General features: G+C 57.1%; 1 tRNA gene. It reads left to right on the forward strand.

The window, feature by feature from the left end:
• The first annotated feature begins 15 nt into the window (after positions 1-15).
• Positions 16-99, forward strand: a tRNA-Leu gene (locus IEQ44_RS15700).
• Positions 100-287: the final 188 nt, after the last annotated feature.

Raw genomic sequence — 287 nt, forward strand, 5'->3', positions numbered from 1 at the left:
CCTGAGGCACTTGTCGTCAGGATGGCCGAGCGGTCTAAGGCGCTGCGTTCAGGTCGCAGTCTCCTCAGGGAGGCGTGGGTTCAAATCCCACTTCTGACAAGACTTTAAGAAGCTTCAATGAGGCAGTCTTCGGTCAATGCCACGGTTTAGTCTGCGCAAAGTCCAGGTGTCTCCAAGTCACCCATGTCTTAGAGTGTGTGGAGGTGTGACACGGCGGAACTTCGACAAGGGGCCTGAGGCACTTGTCGTCAGGATGGCCGAGCGGTCTAAGGCGCTGCGTTCAGGTC

The organism is Nocardioides malaquae, from assembly GCF_015070385.1.
Classification (GTDB): Bacteria; Actinomycetota; Actinomycetes; order Propionibacteriales; family Nocardioidaceae; genus Nocardioides; species Nocardioides malaquae.